Origin of the sequence: Kitasatospora sp. NPDC050463, assembly GCF_040655255.1 — a bacterium.
GTDB lineage: Bacteria > Actinomycetota > Actinomycetes > Streptomycetales > Streptomycetaceae > Kitasatospora.
In genome coordinates this window covers 24,019-40,910 of sequence record NZ_JBFAJO010000077.1, presented here as the reverse complement: position 1 = coordinate 40,910, position 16,892 = coordinate 24,019, and the positions used below count along the sequence as shown (strand labels likewise).

The following is a 16,892-nucleotide window of genomic DNA, read 5'->3' as shown; positions in this document are numbered from 1 at the left end:
ACATCGTGGTCGTCCCGAAGCGGCACATCCCGTCGCTGGTGGACCTCGGCGACGGTCCGGGCGGCCACGGGCTTTCGGTCCGCCCTTCGGCTCTTCGGTCAGCCCTTCAGCGGCGGCCGGTAGGCGGTGTCCGGGCCCTGCGGGCCGACGCCCGGCTCGACCACCTCGCCCTGGATCACCTTGCCGTCCGGGCGGTGGATGCGCAGCTGCTCCTGCAGCCGCATCGCGTCCGCGAGCGGATCGGCGCCGACGGCGGCGGTGCTGCGCAGCGCCTTGTCCGCGAAGCGGCGCCCGGCGGCCCGCCAGAGCGCCCGGGTCGGCGGGAAGAGCAGGGTCAGCGCCAGCGCGTCCGAGAGGAAGCCCGGCAGCATCAGCAGCAGGCCGGCCAGCACGGTGAGGCTGGTGCCGGTCTGCGGCTGCTGCGACTTCGGGTCCCGGCTCTGGTCGATCGCGGCCGAGAAGGCCTTCAGCCCCGCGCGCTTGATCAGCGAGCCGCCGATCACCGCGCCGGCGATCAGCAACAGGACGACGGTCAGGCCGCCCAGCCACGAGCCGACCTGGACCAGCAGCCAGATCTCCAGCACCAGCCAGGCGGTGACCACCAGCGGCAGTACCCGGCGGAGCTTTCCGCGCCGGGCCTGAGGGGCAGGGGTAGCTTGCTGGCTCACGGTACGAATCCACTCCATAGCGGTGCTCTGCGCGCCGCACGGGAGGTCCGGGCCGGCTACGGCACCACCTGGTCCAACGATCCGCCGGCGGCCGGTGTTCCGAGCCCCGAACGGCGGCGGGCGAGCCGGTCACTCGTCCGGGCGGGACACCCCCGGGCCGGTCACTCGGCCTGGCGGGTGCCCCGGCGGCGGCCGATCAGCACGGCCGCGCCGCAGGCCAGCAGGCCCGCGACGGCCAGCGTCCACTCGGGCCCGGCGCCCACCCGGTCGGCCACCGTGGTGCCGTCGCGCAGCGGGACGACGGCGGACAGCTCGGCGGCGGTCAGCTCCTCGGTGCGCTGCTCCACCGTGCCGTCGGGGGCGATCACGGCGCTAATCCCGCTGGTTGCGGCGATCAGCACGGCCCGGCCGTGCTCGACGGCGCGCAGCCGGGACATCGCCAGCTGCTGTTCCGGCTGCCCGGTCTTCGCGTAGGTCGCGTTGTTGGTCTGGACGACGAGCACCCGGGCGCCCTGGTCCACGCTGTCCCGGACGATCTCGTCGTACGCCACCTCGAAGCAGATGACGTCGCCGATCCTGGCCGGCCCGAGCTGCATGACGCCGTTGTGGTCACCGGGGTAGAAGTCACGGGCGACCCGCTGCAGGCGGGTGATCACCTTGGAGAGCTGGTCGCGGAACGGCACGTACTCGCCGAACGGGACGGGGTGCTGCTTGGTGTACGAGGCGCCCGGGCCGGTCTTCGGGTCCCAGACGATGCCCTCGTTCTGGACGTGCTGCTCGTCCGGCCCGTCGACCAGGGTGCCGACCAGGGTGGGCACGCCGATCGCCTTCACGGCCTCGTCGATGCGCCGGTAGGCCAGCGGGTCGCTGAACGGGTCGAGGTCGGAGGAGTTCTCCGGCCAGATCACCAGGTCCGGCTTCTCGACCTTGCCGGCCTTGATGTCGGCGGCGAGCTTCTCGGTGGCGGCGGCGTGGTTGTTGAGGACCATCATCGGCCGGCCGAGGAAGTCCATGCCCGGGTTGGGCACGTTGCCCTGGACCAGGGCGACCTTGACGGTGTCGGCGGCCGCGGTGGGCACCGGGACGAGGTAGCCGGCCAGCAGGGCCGCGACGGCGCCCAGCGCGGCCAGCGCGGCGGCCCGGGGCGCCCGGCGGGGACCGCGCAGCCGCAGCGCCGCCCAGGCCAGCAGGGCGCCGGCCAGCGCGACGGCGAAGGTCACCAGCGGGGCGCCGCCGATCGCGGCGAGCGGCGTGAACGGGGTCGCGGTGTTGGCGAAGGCGAGCCGGCCCCAGGGGAAGCCGCCGAGCGGCAGCCGGTCGCGGGCCCACTCCTGGGTGATCCAGAGGCAGGCCGCCCAGAGCGGCCAGCCGGGCAGCCGGGAGGTGAGCGCCAGGCCGGAGCCGAGGGCCGCCAGGAAGAGCGCCTCGATCACCGAGAGGCCGACGGTGGCGTCCCAGCCGACCACCCGCAGCCAGCTGAGCAGCAGCAGGAAGAACGGCAGGCCGAAGGCGAAGCCCGTCCAGGCGGCCTGCCGGACGGTGCGGCCCCTGGTGAGCAGCGAGAGCGCCGCGACGCCGGCCAGCGAGAGCGGCCAGAGGTCGAACGGCGGGAACGCGAGCGCGAGCAGCAGTCCGGCGAGCACGGCCAGGCCGGTGCGGGGCAGCCCCGCACGGACCCTGGCGAGGGCGCGGGCGGCCCGGCCGGCGACGGGGGCGGCGGGCGTCACGGACGCCTCGGGGAGGGCATCCGGCCGCTCCTGTGTGACGGGCAGTGCCACCGGCGCACCATCTTCCTGGTCGGGCTGTCCGCGCTTGGCTGTCCGTTGGCGCGTTCTTCACCGCCCGTTGAGTTCGGACGCTGTGCGAAAGACGGTACCCCGGAACCGGCCCCGTGCGTGAGGCCGGGTGGCCCGCCGAACTGCGGGTTCCCGGCCCGGCGGCGCGGCGTCAGCGCGGGCTGTAGCGGACCGCGCGCAGCGGCCAGTCGGCGGCGAGCCAGGCCGACACGGCGCGGTACAGCGGGGCGTCCAGCTCGGCGCGGTCGGCGCGGACCCAGGAGCTGACCACGGTGGTCGCCGGGTCCTCCCGGTCGGGGTGGATGTACACGCAGCCGACGACGTCGTCGCCGGGGCTCGCCAGGACGGTGTAGGTGAAGCTGCGGCGGTGCTCGAAGTCGGCGGCGTACCGGCGCAGGTCGGCGAGGTTCCGCTCCGGCGTCATGCCCTCGGCGGGCGGCCAGGTGCCGGTCCAGCCGGGGGTGGCGTGGATGTGGTCGATGCTCGACGTCCAGGCCGCGAGGTCGGAGGCGTTGTGCTGCTCGCCGAGGGGCTCCAGGCGGAACCCCTCGGCGGCGAGGGCGCGGGGGACGACGAAGTCGGCGGGTACCAGCGGATGATCACTCATACCGTCAACCTACGCGGTGCGGTCGTCCCGCCCCCCCGGACCTACCGCACGGCGCCGCCGCCCGCCGCGGCCTCGTGCGGCGCCGCGGCCTCGTGGACGGTCCGGCCGCGGACCACGGTGCGCAGGCAGACCGGGAGCGGGCGGCCCGGGGTGAGGTCGGGCAGACCGGGGGTGCCGGAGCGCGGGTCGGTGGACCAGCCCGCCACCCGGGAGTCGGGGGCCTGCACGACGAGCTCGTCGGCCGCCCAGACCGCGTAGCTGGCGATCGCACCGGGGACGAGGACGCCGTCCTGGTCGCGGCCGATCGCCCGCCAGCCGCCCCGGGTGTGGGCGGTGAAGGCGGCGCGGGCCGAGATCCGGTGGTCGAGGGTCCGGTGGAAGGCCGCCGCCCGGACGGTGCCCCAGGGGTCGAGCGGGGTGACCGGGGCGTCCGAGCCGAAGGCCAGCGGGACGCCGGCCCGCAGCAGTGCGGCGAACGGGTTGAGCGCCGCGGCGCGCTCGGCGCCGAGCCGCTGGACGTACATGCCGTCCGGGCCGCCCCAGGCGGCGTCGAAGGCGGGCTGCACGGAAGCGGTGAGACCGAGCTCGGCGAAGGCCGCGACGGACGCCTCGTCCAACGCCTCGGCGTGCTCCACGCGGTGGCGCTGCGCCTTGACGCGGTTGGCGCCGACCCGCTCGCCGGCCGCCCGGACGCCCGCGATGACGGCGCCGACGGCGGCGTCGCCGATGGCGTGGAAGCCGGCCTGCAGCCCGGCCTCGGTGCAGGCGGCGACATGGTCGGCGACCTGTTCGGCAGTCAGGTAGGAGGCGCCGGTGTGGTCGGCGTCGGCGTACGGGCTGTTCAGGCAGGCGGTGTGCGAGCCGATCGCGCCGTCGACGAAGAGGTCCCCTCCGGCGCCCACCGCGCCGAGCCGGCGGGCCGTCTCGACCCCGCCCAGCTCGCCCCAGTAGCCGAAGACTTCGGGCCCTTCACCGTCGGCAGCGAGGGCCAGCAGGGCGGTCAGGTCCTGCTCCGAGGAGATCTCCGGACCGGCGCACTCGTGCAGCGCGCCGATACCGAGCTCGGCGGCCCGGGCCAGCGTCGCGCGCTGGGCGCGCCGGCGCTGCTCGGGGGTGAGCCGGGAGAGCGCGGTGCGCCGCACCGCGTGGTGGGCGTCGCGGGTGAGCGGGCCGTCGGCGGCGAAGCCGGGCCGGTCGGCGAGGCCGTCGGCGAGCGCGCGCAGCGCCGTGGTGGCCAGTGCGGAGTGCACGTCGGTGCGGGAGAGGTAGAGCGCGGCGCCGTCGGCGGCCGCGTCCAGCTCGGCCAGGGTCGGCGGGCGGCCCTCGGGCCAGCCGGTCTCGTCCCAGCCGTGGCCGATGAGCACGCCGCCCGGCTCGGGGCGGGCCGCCACGAAGGCCGCGACGGCGTCCAGCGCGGCGGCGAGCGAGGGCAGGCCGGTGAGGTCCAGACCGGTGAGCGCCAGGCCGGTGGCGGTGGCGTGCACGTGGGCGTCGACGAAGGCGGGGGTGACCAGGGCGCCGTCGAGCTCGACGATCTCGTCCGCGGCGTCGGCGTACGCCTCGGCGGCGCCGTCGCTGCCCACCCAGGCGACGTGCTCGCCCTCGACGAGCATCGCGGTGGCGAAGGGGTCGGCGGGGCTGTAGACGGCGCCGCCGCGCAGCAGGACGGTTCGTGGGCCCCTCCTGCCCGAGGGCGGGCGAGGAGGGAGGGTGCGTTCGGTCATGACGCCAAGTCTGCACCTCCCCGGGGGGCGGTCAGAGCTTCGGGGGCCTCGCCTCGTAGGGCGTGGAGAGCACGACGGTGGTGCGGGTGGAGACGCCGGCCGCGCTGCGGATCCGGGCCAGCAGGTCCTCCAGGTCGCCGGGGGCGCCGACGCGGACCTTGAGGATGTAGTTCTCGTCCCCGGCGACGCTGTGGCAGGCCTCGATCTCGGGCAGCCCGGCGAGGCGTTCGGGGGTGTCGTCGGGCGCGCTGGGGTCGAACGGCTTGACCGAGATGAACGCGGTCAGCGCCAGATCGACCGCGTCGGGGTCGACGATCGCGGTGTAGCCGCGGATCACGCCGCGCTGCTCCAGGCGGCGCACCCGCTGGTGCACCGCCGAGGTGGACAGGCCGGTGGCCTTGCCCAGGTCCGTGTAGCTCATCCGGCCGTCCTCCAGGAGCAGCTGAACGATACGTTGGTCGAGATCCTCCACAAGGCGCAAACCTACCCGGTCGGGGGCGCGCGCGACGCCACCGAGGGCGCGCACGGAGTCACTCGTGGTCGCCCGGGGTGCCGGGCGGGCACATGCCGGGCGAATGTGGCGAAGGACACACCCGGTGCATCACAGTGCACCGGCCTGCAGGGTTATGAGTCCGCATCGGCGGGAAGTGCTGGTTGTGGCCCCGGGCGACCACGCCGGGCCCGATCCGAGGGGGATCACCATGCGTGCAACTGACCGGCATTCGCTGAGCGCCGACGACACCCACGATATGACCGGCCGCGAGGATCTCGCGGTCCCCCACGACCTCGCGGCGGGGGTGGATCCTGGCGAGGGCGAGACCTGGGAGATCTTCCGGGTGCACTGCCCCGAGTGCCGGCGCCCGATCGCCCTGGTGGGCGATGAGGAGCGGCTGCCGCAGCACGCCGTGCTGCCGACCGCCTGGCACCCCTTCTCGCCCGCGCTCTGCCCCGGTTCGGGCGCACCGACGGACGACCTGGCGGAGGTGGAGTCGGCGGAGGACGCCGAGGTCGCGGGCCTGGCGGCGCTGCTCGCCCTTCCGGCCGAACTCGACTGGCGCACCCAGCCGTTCTCCCACGCCGTGGCGCACCATCCGGTGCGGACGGCGCCCGCGCCGGCCATCCCGCAGCAGCGCAGTCGTCTCGTCCGGCGCTGACGACCGCCCCCGCCACAGGGGTTGACCGACCGTCAGTAATGGGTCGACCCCGGGCGGGAGACGCCTCCGGGCGCCACTCCGCACCCTGGAGTGACACCCGGAGGCCGTTCCGGGGGCCGTCAGCCCGCGGTGAGGTGGCGGCCGATCACCAGGCGCTGGATCTGGTTGGTGCCCTCGACGATCTGCAGCACCTTGGCCTCGCGCATGTAGCGCTCGGCCGGGAAGTCCTGCGTGTAGCCGTAGCCGCCGAGCACCTGGACGGCGTCGGTGGTGACCCGCATCGCCGCGTCGGTGCAGAACAGCTTGGCCATCGCCGCCTGCTTGGAGAACGGCCGGCCGGCGTCGCGCAGGCGTGCGGCGGCCAGGTAGAGGGAGCGCCCGGCCTCGATCTGGGTGGCCATGTCGGCGAGCATGAAGGACAGGCCCTGGAAGTCGGCGATCGGCCGGCCGAACTGGCGGCGGGTGCCGGCGTAGTCGACCGCGAGGTCGAGCGCGGCCTGGGCGACACCGATCGCGCAGGCGGCGATGCCAAGCCGGCCGGAGTCCAGGGCGGCGAGCGCGAGCTGGAAACCCTGGCCCTCGGTGCCGATCAGCCGCGCGCGGTCGACCCGGGCACCGTCGAAGTGCAGTTGCGCCGTCGGCGAGGAGCGCATGCCCATCTTGTGCTCCGGCGGCGCGGCCGAGAGGCCGGCCACCCCGGCGGGCACCAGCAGGCAGCTGATGCCGCGCGGGCCTGGCTCGCCGGTACGCACCAGGGTGCTGTAGAAGTCCGCCTGCCCGCCATGGGTGATCCACGCCTTGGTGCCGCTGACCACGTACTCGTCGCCGTCCAGGTCGGCGCGGGTGCGCAGGGCGGCGGCGTCCGAGCCGGACTGCGGCTCGGAGAGGCAGTAGGCGCCGAGCTGCTCACCGGAGAGCATGCCGGGCAGCCAGGCGGCGCGCTGCTCGTCGCTGCCGAAGCCGGCCAGGGCGTGGCAGGAGAGCGTGTGCACGCTGACTCCGAGGCCGACCGCCAGCCAGCCGCCCGCGAGCTCCTCCAGGACCTGGAGGTAGACCTCGTACGGCTGGTCGCCGCCGCCGTACTTCTCCTCGTACGGGAGGGAGAGCAGGCCGGCCTCGCCGAGGGTGCGGAAGAGCTCCCGCGGGAAGCGCCCGGCGGCCTCGTCCTCCGCGGCGCGCGGCTGGATCTCGCGCTGGACCAGGTCCCGGGTGAGGCTGAGCAGTTCGCGGGCCTCATCGGTCGGCAGCTGGCGTTCCACGGCGTTCGCAGGGGACGGGGTCATGGCGGCTGGTCGCCTCCTCGTTCGGGCATCGGACCCTGGTGTGGCGGGCCCGACGCGGGGTGTGGCAGGTCGGCCCGACCGGCACCGGGTTGCGGTGAACGGCCGTTCACATGCGTGGCGAAGTGAGTATGCCCGATCCCGGCGCTGCCGTCACGACCTGCGGAGAATCACTGTCCGTCCTGGCGTACGGGCCACCGTAGGGTTGCCGATGTGGCCTCTTCCGAAACCTCCAGAACCCCTCCGGGCGACCTGACGGCCCCTGCGGCCGGCGGGGCGCGCGACGCCCACGGCCGGCACCCGGAGCGCGGCCCGTACGACGCCCGCGGCCCGCTGGACGCACTCGCCGCCGAGCTTCGCGCGCTTGCGCCGTCCTGCGGCCCGGTCCGGCTGGTCGCGGTGGACGGGCACGCGGGCTCCGGCAAGACCACCTTCGCCGGCCGGCTGGCCGCCGCACTCGGGGGTGCGCCGGTGGTGCACCTGGACGACCTGGCGACTCATGCCGAGCCGTTCGGCTGGACGGAGCGGCTGCGCGCGCAGGTACTGGACCCGCTGGCGGCCGGCCGGAGCACCGCGCACCAGGTGTACGACTGGACGCTGGGCCGCTTCGCGGGGACGGCGGCGGTGCCGCTCGCCCCGGTGGTGCTGATCGAGGGGGTCGGCGCCGGGCGGCGGGCGGTGCGGCCACGGCTGGCCCGGCTGATCTGGATGGAGCTGGCGGCCGAGGACGCGCGGCGGCGTGGCGAGGAACGGGACGGGCCGGCGCTGGCCGAGTTCTGGGCGGGCTGGGCGCGGGCCGAATCGGCACATTTCGCAGCCGACCCCAGCCGCCCGTACGCCGGCACGACCGTGGACGGGGTGACCGGGCGGATCTCGCCGGGCACCGTCGGTGAACCTTCAACAAGCCCTTGACCTGCGACATCACCAGGACTTAGGTTCTCTCCAGTTGCCGAAATCGTTGATCGCGCAACATCGGACTCGGCATCCCCGGCTTGTTCCCCCGTGAGCCGGGGGTGCCGTCCCCCCTCCCGCCGCCCGGCGTCGTCCTCCCGGGCCGGCGCCCGGCCGGATCCGCACCGGCGCCCAATCACCGCACGCCCGATCGTATTCGGCTTCGCACGGCACTCTTCCGGATCAGCGCCGCGCCGGTACGATTCCTGAAGGCGCATATGCGCCCCGGGGGATATCGACGACCGGCCGGCTTCTCCGCACCTCGAATCGCCGACCGAGCCCCGAGGCACACCGCGGGGGGCGTGAGTGACGACGGTGGACAGTTCCGACGGCAACAACGCGGGCGGCCCGGCTCCGAACCGGCTCGCCGACCGCGCCTGGCTGCGCGCCATGGACGCCTACACGGCGGGCGCCTACGCCCGCGCCGAGGAGGAGTTCCGCGCGGCCGTGCGGCTGGATCCGGGGATGGCCGACGCCTGGCTGGGCCTGCACGCCCTGCGCAGCGACACCTCCGGCGCGCTGCTCGCGATGTACCGCCACCGGAAGCGTTTCGGCGAGCAGCGCCGGCTCCACCGGCGCCCGCTCAGCTCCTGGTACTGGCTGGGCTGGTGGGTGCAGCCCGTCCTGGAGGACGGCCGCGACCTGGCACTGGCGCACGCCTCGCACTGGCTCGACGGCCGCCATCTCGCCGAGCTGGAAAAGGCGTTGGGGCAGTGTCCGCTCCCCGAGGAGGACCCTTCGGCGCGCTTCCTGCACGCGTGCCGCTCCTACCTGCTCAAGGACTGGGAACAGCTGATCCGGGACACCGACCGGCTGCTGGACGACCCCCTGCTCGGCATCGAGGCAGGCCTCTTCGCCGGCATGGCACGAGTCCGGCTGGACATGTGTGCCCAGGCCCAGGCGCCGCTCGCCGCCTCGCTCGCCCGCTGCCGCTCCGAGCAGCCGCAGCGCAAGGAGCTGCGGTACTGGCTGGCGCGGGCCTACGAGGGGGCCGGGCGCAGCGCCGCCGCGCTGCCCCTCTACCGGGCGGTGCACCGGGCCGATCCGGCCTTCATGGACACCGCGGCGCGGCTCGCCGCGATCTCGGCCGAGGACGGTGTGGTCGACGCCCTGCTGGACGCGGTCGGCGGCCTCGGCCGCGAGGCCGGGACGTCGGCGGGCGGCGACGAGGGCTTCGACGCCCTGTCGTTGGGTCTGGACACGGTGGGCGCCGAGGAGTCGGAGCTGGATCCCTCGGCGCTGGAGGCCTCGGGATGCGAGGCCGCCGGCCTCGACTCCGGCGGGTTCCCGGCCGAGGCGTTCCCGGGCGAGGCGTTCCAGGCCGAGGCCTACCCCGGTGAGACGTTCCCGGGCGAGCCGTTCCAGGCCGAGGCCTACCCGGCCGGGGCCGGTGGACCGGTCGCACCGGAGCCGCCGGCCGAGGAGGTGGCGCCCGACCGGGAGGCCCGGCCGCCGCTACCCGCCGGCGAGCGCTCCGGCTCGCCGCCGCCCCCGCCGGCCTCCGTCGCATCGGCCGGGCCCGCGGCGCCGCTCCGGGGCGAGGCGCTGACCAGACCGGCGGGCGGCGGCTTCGCGCCGGCCGGACGGGGCGGCGACGAACGGGAGTTGGACGCGGCGCTGGCCGAACTCTCCCGGATGGTCGGCCTGGAGCCGGTCAAGCGGCAGGTCCGGGCGCTCTCCGCACAGCTGCGGATGTCGCGGCTGCGGGCCGCGCAGGGCCTGCCGGTGCAGCCGCCCAAGCGCCACTTCGTCTTCTCCGGCCCCTCCGGCACCGGCAAGACCACCGTGGCCCGCATCCTCGGGCGGGTCTTCCACGCCCTCGGGCTGCTCTCGGGTGACCACCTGGTGGAGGCTCAGCGGGCCGATCTGGTGGGCGAGTTCCTCGGTCAGACGGCGGTCAAGGCGAATGAGCTGATCGACTCCGCGCTGGACGGCGTGCTCTTCATCGACGAGGCGTACAGCCTCTCCAACTCCGGCTACAGCAAGGGCGACGCCTACGGCGACGAGGCGTTGCAGGTGCTGCTGAAGCGGGCCGAGGACAACCGCGACCGGCTGGTGGTGATCCTGGCCGGCTACCCGGAGGGCATGAACCGGCTGCTCGCCACCAACCCCGGCCTCAACTCCCGCTTCACCACCCGGGTCGACTTCCCCAGCTACCGCCCCGGCGAGCTCACCGCGATCGGCGCCGCGCTGGCCGACCGGGACGGCGACGGCTGGGACGAGGACGCCGCCGAGGAGCTGGCCAGCATCTGCATCCACGTGGTCCGCGAGGGCTGGATCGACGACCTGGGAAACGGGCGGTTCATCCGCACCCTGTACGAGAAGTCCTGCGCCTACCGGGACCTGCGGCTCTCGCTGCTGCGCGAACCGCCGGGCCGTGAGGACCTGGCGACGCTGCGGCTGCCGGACCTCGTCCAGGCGTACGGCGAGCTGATCGACGGCCGGGGCTGAGCCGCTCGGCCCCGGCCGTCGTGCAGGCGTGCAGGCGTGCACGCCTTCGGGCGTGCGGGCCTGCCCGCCTGCAGGCGGTCAGGCCCGGATCTCGACCCCGAGCACCTTGGCCTCCCGCTCCGCGTCCAGGCCGACCACCGGCCGGTCCGGGCGCTGGGGGGCCGTACCGCCGATGGACCGCAACCACGCCCAGGTGTCCGCGACCGTCTCCGTGACCGGGCGGCAGCGCAGCCCGGCGGCGACCGCCTTGGCCACGTCGGAGCCGTGCAGGGTGTCGTGCAGCTCGCCCCGCGGGAGCCAGACCGGCAGGTCGCTCCACGGTTCGATGCCGGCCGCCAGGATCGGGGCGGGCTCCGTCCAGCGCAGCTCCGCGTCCGAGGCGGTGGCCCCGACACAGGCCGTCAGCAGCTCGCCCATGGTGGCGTGCCCCTGCGGGCTGACCAGGTCGTACGCGCCGCCGAGGCCGGCCGCCAGGGCGTCGAGGGTCCAGCCGGCGAGGTCCCGGGCGTCGATGAACTGCACCGGCAGGTCGCGCGGGCCGGGGGCGAGCACCGGGCCGCCGCGGGCGATCCGGCCCAGCCACCAGGGCAGCCTGCCGATGTTCTCGTACGGGCCGAGGATCAGCCCGGCGCGGGCCAGCAGCGCCCGGTCGCCGAAGGCGTCGAGCAGCGCCAGTTCGCCGCCGCGCTTGGCCTGCGGGTAGGGGACGTCGCCGGCGTCCGGCGAGCCGTCGACGACCGGCGCGGTCTCGTCCGCCCCGGCCGGGGTCGGGTACGCGTACACCGACCGGCTCGACACGTAGGCGTAGCGGCCGACCCGGTCGGCCAGCAGACGGGCGCTGTCGCGCACCGCCGAGGGCGCGCCGGACCAGGTGTCGACGACGGCGTCCCACTCCCCCTCGGCCAGCGCGGCCAGGCCGCCCTCGGCCGTCCGGTCTCCGTGCAGGGCGCGCACACCGGCCGGCGGCTCGTGCGTCCCCCGGTGGAAGACCGTCACCTCCCAACCCCGCGCCAGCGCCTCCTCGGTCACGGCCCGACCGACGAACTCCGTCCCACCCAGCAGTAGCAGTCTCATGCCGACCACTCTGCCCAGCGAACGGCCGTCTGGGTACAGCCGCATGCTCAGAGCAGAATCGCCCTGAGCGAAACAGAGCGAAGCGGAACAGTGCGGAACGGCGCGGAACCGGGCGGAGCCGAGCCCAGCCGAGCAGGACGGAACAGTGCGGAACGGCGCGGAACCGGGCGGGGCGGGCGTCAGGCGGCGGAGCGGTGGTCCGGGTCGTGCACCTCGCCGACCAGCTCCTCCACCACGTCCTCCAGGGTCACCACGCCCAGCGTGCGCCCGTCCTGGTCGAGCACGGCGGCCAGGTGGCAGGCGGCCCGGCGCATCGCGGCGAGCGCGTCGTCCAGCGGGAGCGTGCCGCGCAGCACGGTGATCGGGCGCCAGAGACGGGCGGGCACCGGCGCCGACTGGTCATCGACGTCCAGGATGTCCTTGAGGTGCAGATAGCCCAGGTAGCCGTGGCCCGCCGGGTCGCCGTCGGTGACCGGGAAGCGTGAGAAGCCGGTGCGCAGCGCCAGCTCCTCGACCTGGCCGGCGGTCACCCCGGTGTCCACGGTGACGAGCTGCTCGGGCCTGAGCAGCACCTCGGTGACCGGGCGGCGGCCCAGCTCCAGGGCGTCCTCCAGGCGCTCCTGGCGACCCTCGTCGAGCAGGCCGGCGTCCCGCGAGTCGACCAGCAGGTACATCAGCTGCTCGGTGGTGAAGACGGACTCCACCTCGTCCTTCGACTCGACCTTGAACAGCCTCAGCACGACGTTGGCGAAGGCGTTCAGGAAGACGATCACCGGCGTGAGCCAGCGGGCGAGGCGGTCCAGCGGCGGGCCGAGCCAGAGCGCGGCCTTCTCCGGCCCGGCCAGCGCCATGTTCTTCGGCACCATCTCGCCCATCACCATGTGCAGGAAGACCACCACGGCCAGCGAGATCCCGTACGAGAGCGGGTGCATCAGCGCGGCGGGCACGCCGAGGGCGTGGAACGGGCCCTCCAGCAGGTGGGCGATGGTCGGCTCGGCGAGCGCGCCCAGGCCCAGCGAGCAGACGGTGATGCCGAGCTGGGCGGCGGCGAGCATCGCGGAGACGTTGGAGAGCGCGTGCATCACGGTGCGGGCGCGCTTGTTGCCGGCCTCGGCGAGCGGTTCGATCTGGCTGCGCCGGACGGAGACGACCGCGAACTCGGCGCCGACGAAGAACGCGTTGCCGAGCAGGAGCAGGAGGGCGACGGCCAGTTGGAGCGCGGTCATCGGGTCCCGTCCTCGTCGTCGCCGGGGTGCGGGCGCCCGGTCGTGCGCTCCACCCGCACCCGGCTGGTGCGGTGGCGGTCCACGGCCTCGACGGTGAACCGCCAGCCGGGCAGCTCGGCCTGCTCGCCGGGGACGGGCAGCCTGCCGAGCAGGTCCGAGACCAGGCCGGCCAGGGTCTCGTAGGGGCCGTCGGGGGCGTGCAGACCGATGGACTCCAGCTGGTCGAGCCGGGCCCGGCCGTCGGCGGCCCAGACGGGCAGGCCCTGGAGCGGCGGCAGCGGCAGCAGCTCGGGCGTGTCGGCGGGGTCGTGCTCGTCCTGCACCTCGCCGACGAGCTCCTCGACGATGTCCTCGACGGTGACGACGCCGGCGGTGCCGCCGTACTCGTCGACCACGATGGCCATCGGCTGGAGCCGGCGCAGCTGGTCGAGCAGGCGCTCGGCGGGGAGCGTCCCGGGGACGAGCAGCGGCGCCACGGCGAGGTCGCCGACCCTGACCAGGGAGCGCCGGGCGGGCGGCACCGCGAGGGCGTCCTTGAGGGTGACGGTGCCGGTGACCTCGTCCAGGCTGTCGGTGTAGACCGGGAAGCGGGAGAGGCCGGTGGCCCGGGTGAGGTTGAGCACGTCGGCGGCGCTGGCGTCGTGTTGGAGGGCGGCGACGTCGATGCGCGGGGTCATCACGGACCCGGCGGTGAGGTCCCCGAGGCCGAGGGTCCGCACGAACAGGGTGGCCGACTCCTCGTCGATCGCCCCCGCGCGGGCGGAGTGCCGGGCGAGCGAACCCAGCTCGGCCGGGGTCCGGGCGTGGCCCAGCTCCTCCTGCGGTTCGATGCCGAAGGCACGGACGGTGCGGTCCGCGGAGCCGTTCAGGAAGCTGATCAGCGGGCGACAGGCGTGCGAGAACGCCGTGTGCGGGGTGACCACCGAACGGGCGACCTGGAGTGGCCGGGAGATCGCCCAGTTCTTCGGGACGAGCTCGCCGATCACCATCTGCACCACGGTCGCCAGCAGCATGCCGACGATCACCGCGATGCCCCGGGCGACCCCGTCGGGCAGACCGACGGCGGTGAACACCGGCTTCAGCAGGACGGAGAGCGCCGGCTCGGCGAGCATGCCGACCACCAGCGAGGTGACGGTGATGCCGAGCTGTGCGCCGGAGAGCTCGAAGGAGAGGTGCCGCAGGGCCCGGGAGACCCGGCCGGACTTGGCGTCGCCGGCGGCGGCGGAGCGTTCCACCGCGCCGCGCTCGACGGTCACGAAGGCGAACTCGGCGGCCACGAACAGGCCGTTGGCGAGGATGAGCAGGAACGCCGCGAGCAGCAGCAGCCAGGCGGTGATCACAGTGCCGCCTGCCTTCCGATACGGGGAGGTCGGGCGGCGCAGGTACTACCGGACGGATCGTCCATGGACGGGGGGAGTCACTCCTCAAGTCGATTCCGGGCAGGGCCCGCTGTCAAATGGCATGGCTTTGCCCTGCTTTTTACCAGCGTAGACGATACCTGTGCGACTGTCGGCCCCCCGTTCGGCCCGCCACGAGGGGTGGCGCGAGACGGCCCGGGCGGCCGTGCGAGGGCGTCCCCGCCGGCTCCGGCCGCGGCGCCCGACCGGGTCAGAGACCTCGGCGCTCCACCAGGTCGCGCAGCGCCCGGGCGTCCGCGATCGCCTGTGCCTTGCCGACCCCGGACTGGATGCCGACCGCGGCCAGCGAGGTGCCGTCGGCGAGGTCGAGGGTCGCCCACGGGTCGCCCTGGCGGAAGTTGACCCGGACGATCTCGGCCCAGGCCAGCCGCCGGCGGCGGACGAAGTTCACCACGGTGATGCCCTCGGCGTCGGCGCTGACCCGGGGCCGGGCCAGCATCAGGCCGGCGCCGGCGAAGAGAACGCCGCTGAGCACCATCATGAGCCGGTCGTTGAACTGCCAGCTCGCCGGGAGCGCGAAGGCGAGCGCGACGAACATCACGACCAGCAGCACGCAGACCGGCAGCAGCACGGCCCGGGTGCGGCGCGGGGCCCAGGTGACGGGGAACTCGTCGGGGGTGGTCACGTGGGGTCTCCGGGGGTCCAGTCGGGGTGGCCTCCGACAACCAGCTGCCGGCTGTCGGCTGTCAGCGAAGGGGCGGGGGCGCCGACCGGCGCCCCCGCCCCATTGAACCGCTGCTTAACTCCGCGCCTTCACGCGCGGGGGTGGTTCAGAGCCGGCAGGCGTGGATGTTGGTGACCAGGATGGCCCGCGCGCCGATGCCCCAGAGGTCGTCCATGATCCGCTGGGCCTCCTTGCGGAGCACCATCGAGCGGACGGCCACCCAGCCCTCGGTGTGCAGCGGGGAGACGGTCGGCGACTCCAGGCCGGGGGTCAGCGCGACGGCGGCGCCCACGCTCTCGGCGCGGATGTCGTAGTCCATCAGCACGTAGCGGCGGGCCACCAGCACACCCTGGAGACGGCGCAGGAACTGGTCGACGCCCGCGTCCTCCCCCGCGCCCTTGGGGCGGATCACCACGGCGTCCGAGATCAGGATCGGCTCGCCGAAGACCTCCAGCCCGGCATTGCGCAGGCTGGTCCCGGTCTCCACCACGTCGGCGATCACATCGGCCACGCCCAGCTGCACCGCGGTCTCCACCGCGCCGTCCAGCTTGGTGACGGTGGCCTTGACCCCGTGGTCGGCCAGGTGCTGCTCCACCAGACCGGTGTACGAGGTGGCGATCCGCAGCCCCTCCAGGCCCTGCACGTCCTTCACGTCCACGCCCTCCGGGCGGGCGAAGCGGAAGGTGGAGCCGCCGAACCCGAGGGCCAGCACCTCCTCCGCGTTGGAGTGCGAGTCCAGCAGCAGGTCGCGGCCGGTGATGCCGACGTCCAGCCGGCCGGAGCCGACGTAGACCGCGATGTCGCGCGGGCGCAGGAAGAAGAACTCGACCTCGTTGTTGGGGTCGACGAGCACGAGCTCCTTGGGGTCCTTGCGCTGGCGGTAGCCGGCCTCATGGAGCATCTCCGCCGCGGGACCCGAGAGCGAACCCTTGTTGGGGACGGCGATGCGCAGCATGGAGGTCGGTTCCTTACCTGTTGGGAGGGGGGTGTGCTGTTCGGGCCGGTTCAGAGGTACTTGTAGACGTCGTCGAGCGTCAGCCCACGGGCGACCATCATCACCTGAAGGTGGTAGAGGAGTTGGGAGATCTCCTCGGCGGTCTGCTCGTCCGACTGGAACTCGGCGGCCATCCAGACCTCGGCGGCCTCCTCGACGACCTTCTTGCCGATCGCATGGACGCCCTGCTGGACGAGCTGCGCGGTACGGGAGGACGAGGGGTCGCCGGTGGCGGCCTTCTGCTGGAGCTCGGTGAAGAGCTCCTCGAATGTCTTCGAAGCCATGATGGACTCACCTTACGGCGTGCGGGCTTACAGGCGGTAAACGGTCCCGGACCGTGGACAGTCGTTTGGACGTCCACGGTCCGGGACCGTACCGGTGACCGGGTGCCGCGGTCAGGCGAGCGACCTGAGGACGGCGGCGGTGGCGACGGCCGCCGTGACGGCCTCGTGGCCCTTGTCCTCGGCGGAGCCCGGCAGGCCCGCGCGATCCAGTGCCTGCTGCTCGTTGTCGCAGGTCAGGACGCCGAAGCCGACCGGGACGCCGGTGTCGACACTGACCTGGGTGAGGCCGACGGTGGCGGCCTGGCAGACGTAGTCGAAGTGCGGGGTGCCGCCGCGGACGACCACGCCGAGCGCGATCACCGCGTCGTAGCCGCGGTCGGCGAGGCGCTTCGCGGCGACCGGCAGTTCGAAGGTGCCGGGCACCCGCAGCACGGTCGGCTCGTCGATGCCGAGCTCCTTGAGGGCGCGGTGGGCGCCGTCCAGCAGGCCGTTCATCACCTGCTCGTGCCACTGGGCGGCGATCACGGCGACCTTGAGGCCGGCGGCGTTGTCGATGGTCAGCTCGGGGGCTCCGTGGCCGCTCATGTGCTGTTCCTCTTTC

Annotated in this window: 16 protein-coding genes; 3 read left to right on the top strand and 13 right to left on the bottom strand. The window is 74.3% G+C overall.

All coding sequences use genetic code 11. The annotated features are described in order from the left end of the window. Positions 1–98: 98 nt before the first annotated feature. The 5 genes from fxsA to AB0J08_RS33630 all read right to left on the bottom strand — a co-directional run bounded on the left by fxsA (position 99) and on the right by AB0J08_RS33630 (position 5,267). Entirely contained in the window at positions 99–668 is a 570-nt protein-coding gene (gene fxsA, locus AB0J08_RS33650; protein WP_360641669.1) for an FxsA family membrane protein, read from the bottom strand. A 161-nt stretch (positions 669–829) separates the two neighbouring features. Further along, on the bottom strand, positions 830–2,446 hold the full coding sequence (gene lnt / locus AB0J08_RS33645; RefSeq protein ID WP_360641668.1) for an apolipoprotein N-acyltransferase: 1,617 nt from the start codon (positions 2,444–2,446) through the stop codon (positions 830–832). Positions 2,447–2,615: 169 nt separating this feature from the next. After that, complete coding sequence (locus tag AB0J08_RS33640; protein WP_360641667.1) at positions 2,616–3,071, bottom strand: N-acetyltransferase; 456 nt, start codon at positions 3,069–3,071, stop codon at positions 2,616–2,618. 41 nt (positions 3,072–3,112) lie between these two features. Then, positions 3,113–4,795, bottom strand: a complete 1,683-nt coding sequence (locus AB0J08_RS33635) for an amidohydrolase family protein (protein ID WP_360641666.1) — start codon at positions 4,793–4,795, stop codon at positions 3,113–3,115. Between the two features lie 31 nt (positions 4,796–4,826). After that, positions 4,827–5,267, bottom strand: a complete 441-nt coding sequence (locus tag AB0J08_RS33630) for an Lrp/AsnC family transcriptional regulator (RefSeq protein ID WP_350524989.1) — start codon at positions 5,265–5,267, stop codon at positions 4,827–4,829. A 229-nt stretch (positions 5,268–5,496) separates the two neighbouring features. Between AB0J08_RS33630 and AB0J08_RS33625 the strand changes: the two genes are divergently transcribed. Beyond that, positions 5,497–5,949 (top strand): hypothetical protein, encoded by a 453-nt coding sequence (locus AB0J08_RS33625; RefSeq protein ID WP_360641665.1) that lies wholly within the window; start codon positions 5,497–5,499, stop codon positions 5,947–5,949. Positions 5,950–6,068: 119 nt separating this feature from the next. On the opposite strand, the gene AB0J08_RS33620 is transcribed toward AB0J08_RS33625, so the two are convergent. Then, positions 6,069–7,232: an acyl-CoA dehydrogenase family protein gene (locus AB0J08_RS33620; protein WP_360641664.1), complete on the bottom strand. Its 1,164-nt coding sequence runs from the start codon at positions 7,230–7,232 to the stop codon at positions 6,069–6,071. Positions 7,233–7,562: 330 nt separating this feature from the next. Between AB0J08_RS33620 and AB0J08_RS33615 the strand changes: the two genes are divergently transcribed. Both AB0J08_RS33615 and AB0J08_RS33610 read left to right on the top strand, forming a co-directional pair. Beyond that, entirely contained in the window at positions 7,563–8,141 is a 579-nt protein-coding gene (locus AB0J08_RS33615) for a hypothetical protein (RefSeq protein WP_360641672.1), read from the top strand. 429 nt (positions 8,142–8,570) lie between these two features. Beyond that, positions 8,571–10,631 carry an AAA family ATPase gene (locus AB0J08_RS33610; RefSeq protein ID WP_360641671.1) on the top strand — a complete coding sequence of 687 codons (2,061 nt, stop codon included), beginning with the start codon at positions 8,571–8,573 and terminating at the stop codon, positions 10,629–10,631. Between the two features lie 78 nt (positions 10,632–10,709). Here the strand turns inward: AB0J08_RS33610 and AB0J08_RS33605 are convergent, their stop codons facing one another. The 7 genes from AB0J08_RS33605 to ribH all read right to left on the bottom strand — a co-directional run bounded on the left by AB0J08_RS33605 (position 10,710) and on the right by ribH (position 16,876). Further along, a complete protein-coding gene (locus AB0J08_RS33605; RefSeq protein WP_360641663.1) occupies positions 10,710–11,705 on the bottom strand; it encodes an NAD-dependent epimerase/dehydratase family protein in 996 nt (331 codons plus the stop codon). A 179-nt stretch (positions 11,706–11,884) separates the two neighbouring features. Further along, positions 11,885–12,931, bottom strand: a complete 1,047-nt coding sequence (locus AB0J08_RS33600) for a hemolysin family protein (RefSeq protein ID WP_360641662.1) — start codon at positions 12,929–12,931, stop codon at positions 11,885–11,887. After that, entirely contained in the window at positions 12,928–14,271 is a 1,344-nt protein-coding gene (locus AB0J08_RS33595) for a hemolysin family protein (RefSeq protein ID WP_360641661.1), read from the bottom strand. Before AB0J08_RS33595 ends, AB0J08_RS33600 begins: the two co-directional genes overlap by 4 nt. A gap of 268 nt (positions 14,272–14,539) precedes the next feature. After that, positions 14,540–14,974, bottom strand: coding sequence for a PH domain-containing protein (locus AB0J08_RS33590; RefSeq protein ID WP_360641660.1), 435 nt, complete (start codon positions 14,972–14,974; stop codon positions 14,540–14,542). Positions 14,975–15,119: 145 nt separating this feature from the next. Next, complete coding sequence (hisG, locus tag AB0J08_RS33585; protein WP_360641659.1) at positions 15,120–15,968, bottom strand: ATP phosphoribosyltransferase; 849 nt, start codon at positions 15,966–15,968, stop codon at positions 15,120–15,122. A gap of 50 nt (positions 15,969–16,018) precedes the next feature. Next, positions 16,019–16,291 (bottom strand): phosphoribosyl-ATP diphosphatase, encoded by a 273-nt coding sequence (locus AB0J08_RS33580; RefSeq protein ID WP_030306151.1) that lies wholly within the window; start codon positions 16,289–16,291, stop codon positions 16,019–16,021. Positions 16,292–16,402: 111 nt separating this feature from the next. After that, positions 16,403–16,876 (bottom strand): 6,7-dimethyl-8-ribityllumazine synthase, encoded by a 474-nt coding sequence (ribH, locus tag AB0J08_RS33575; RefSeq protein ID WP_360641658.1) that lies wholly within the window; start codon positions 16,874–16,876, stop codon positions 16,403–16,405. Positions 16,877–16,892 lie beyond the last annotated feature (16 nt).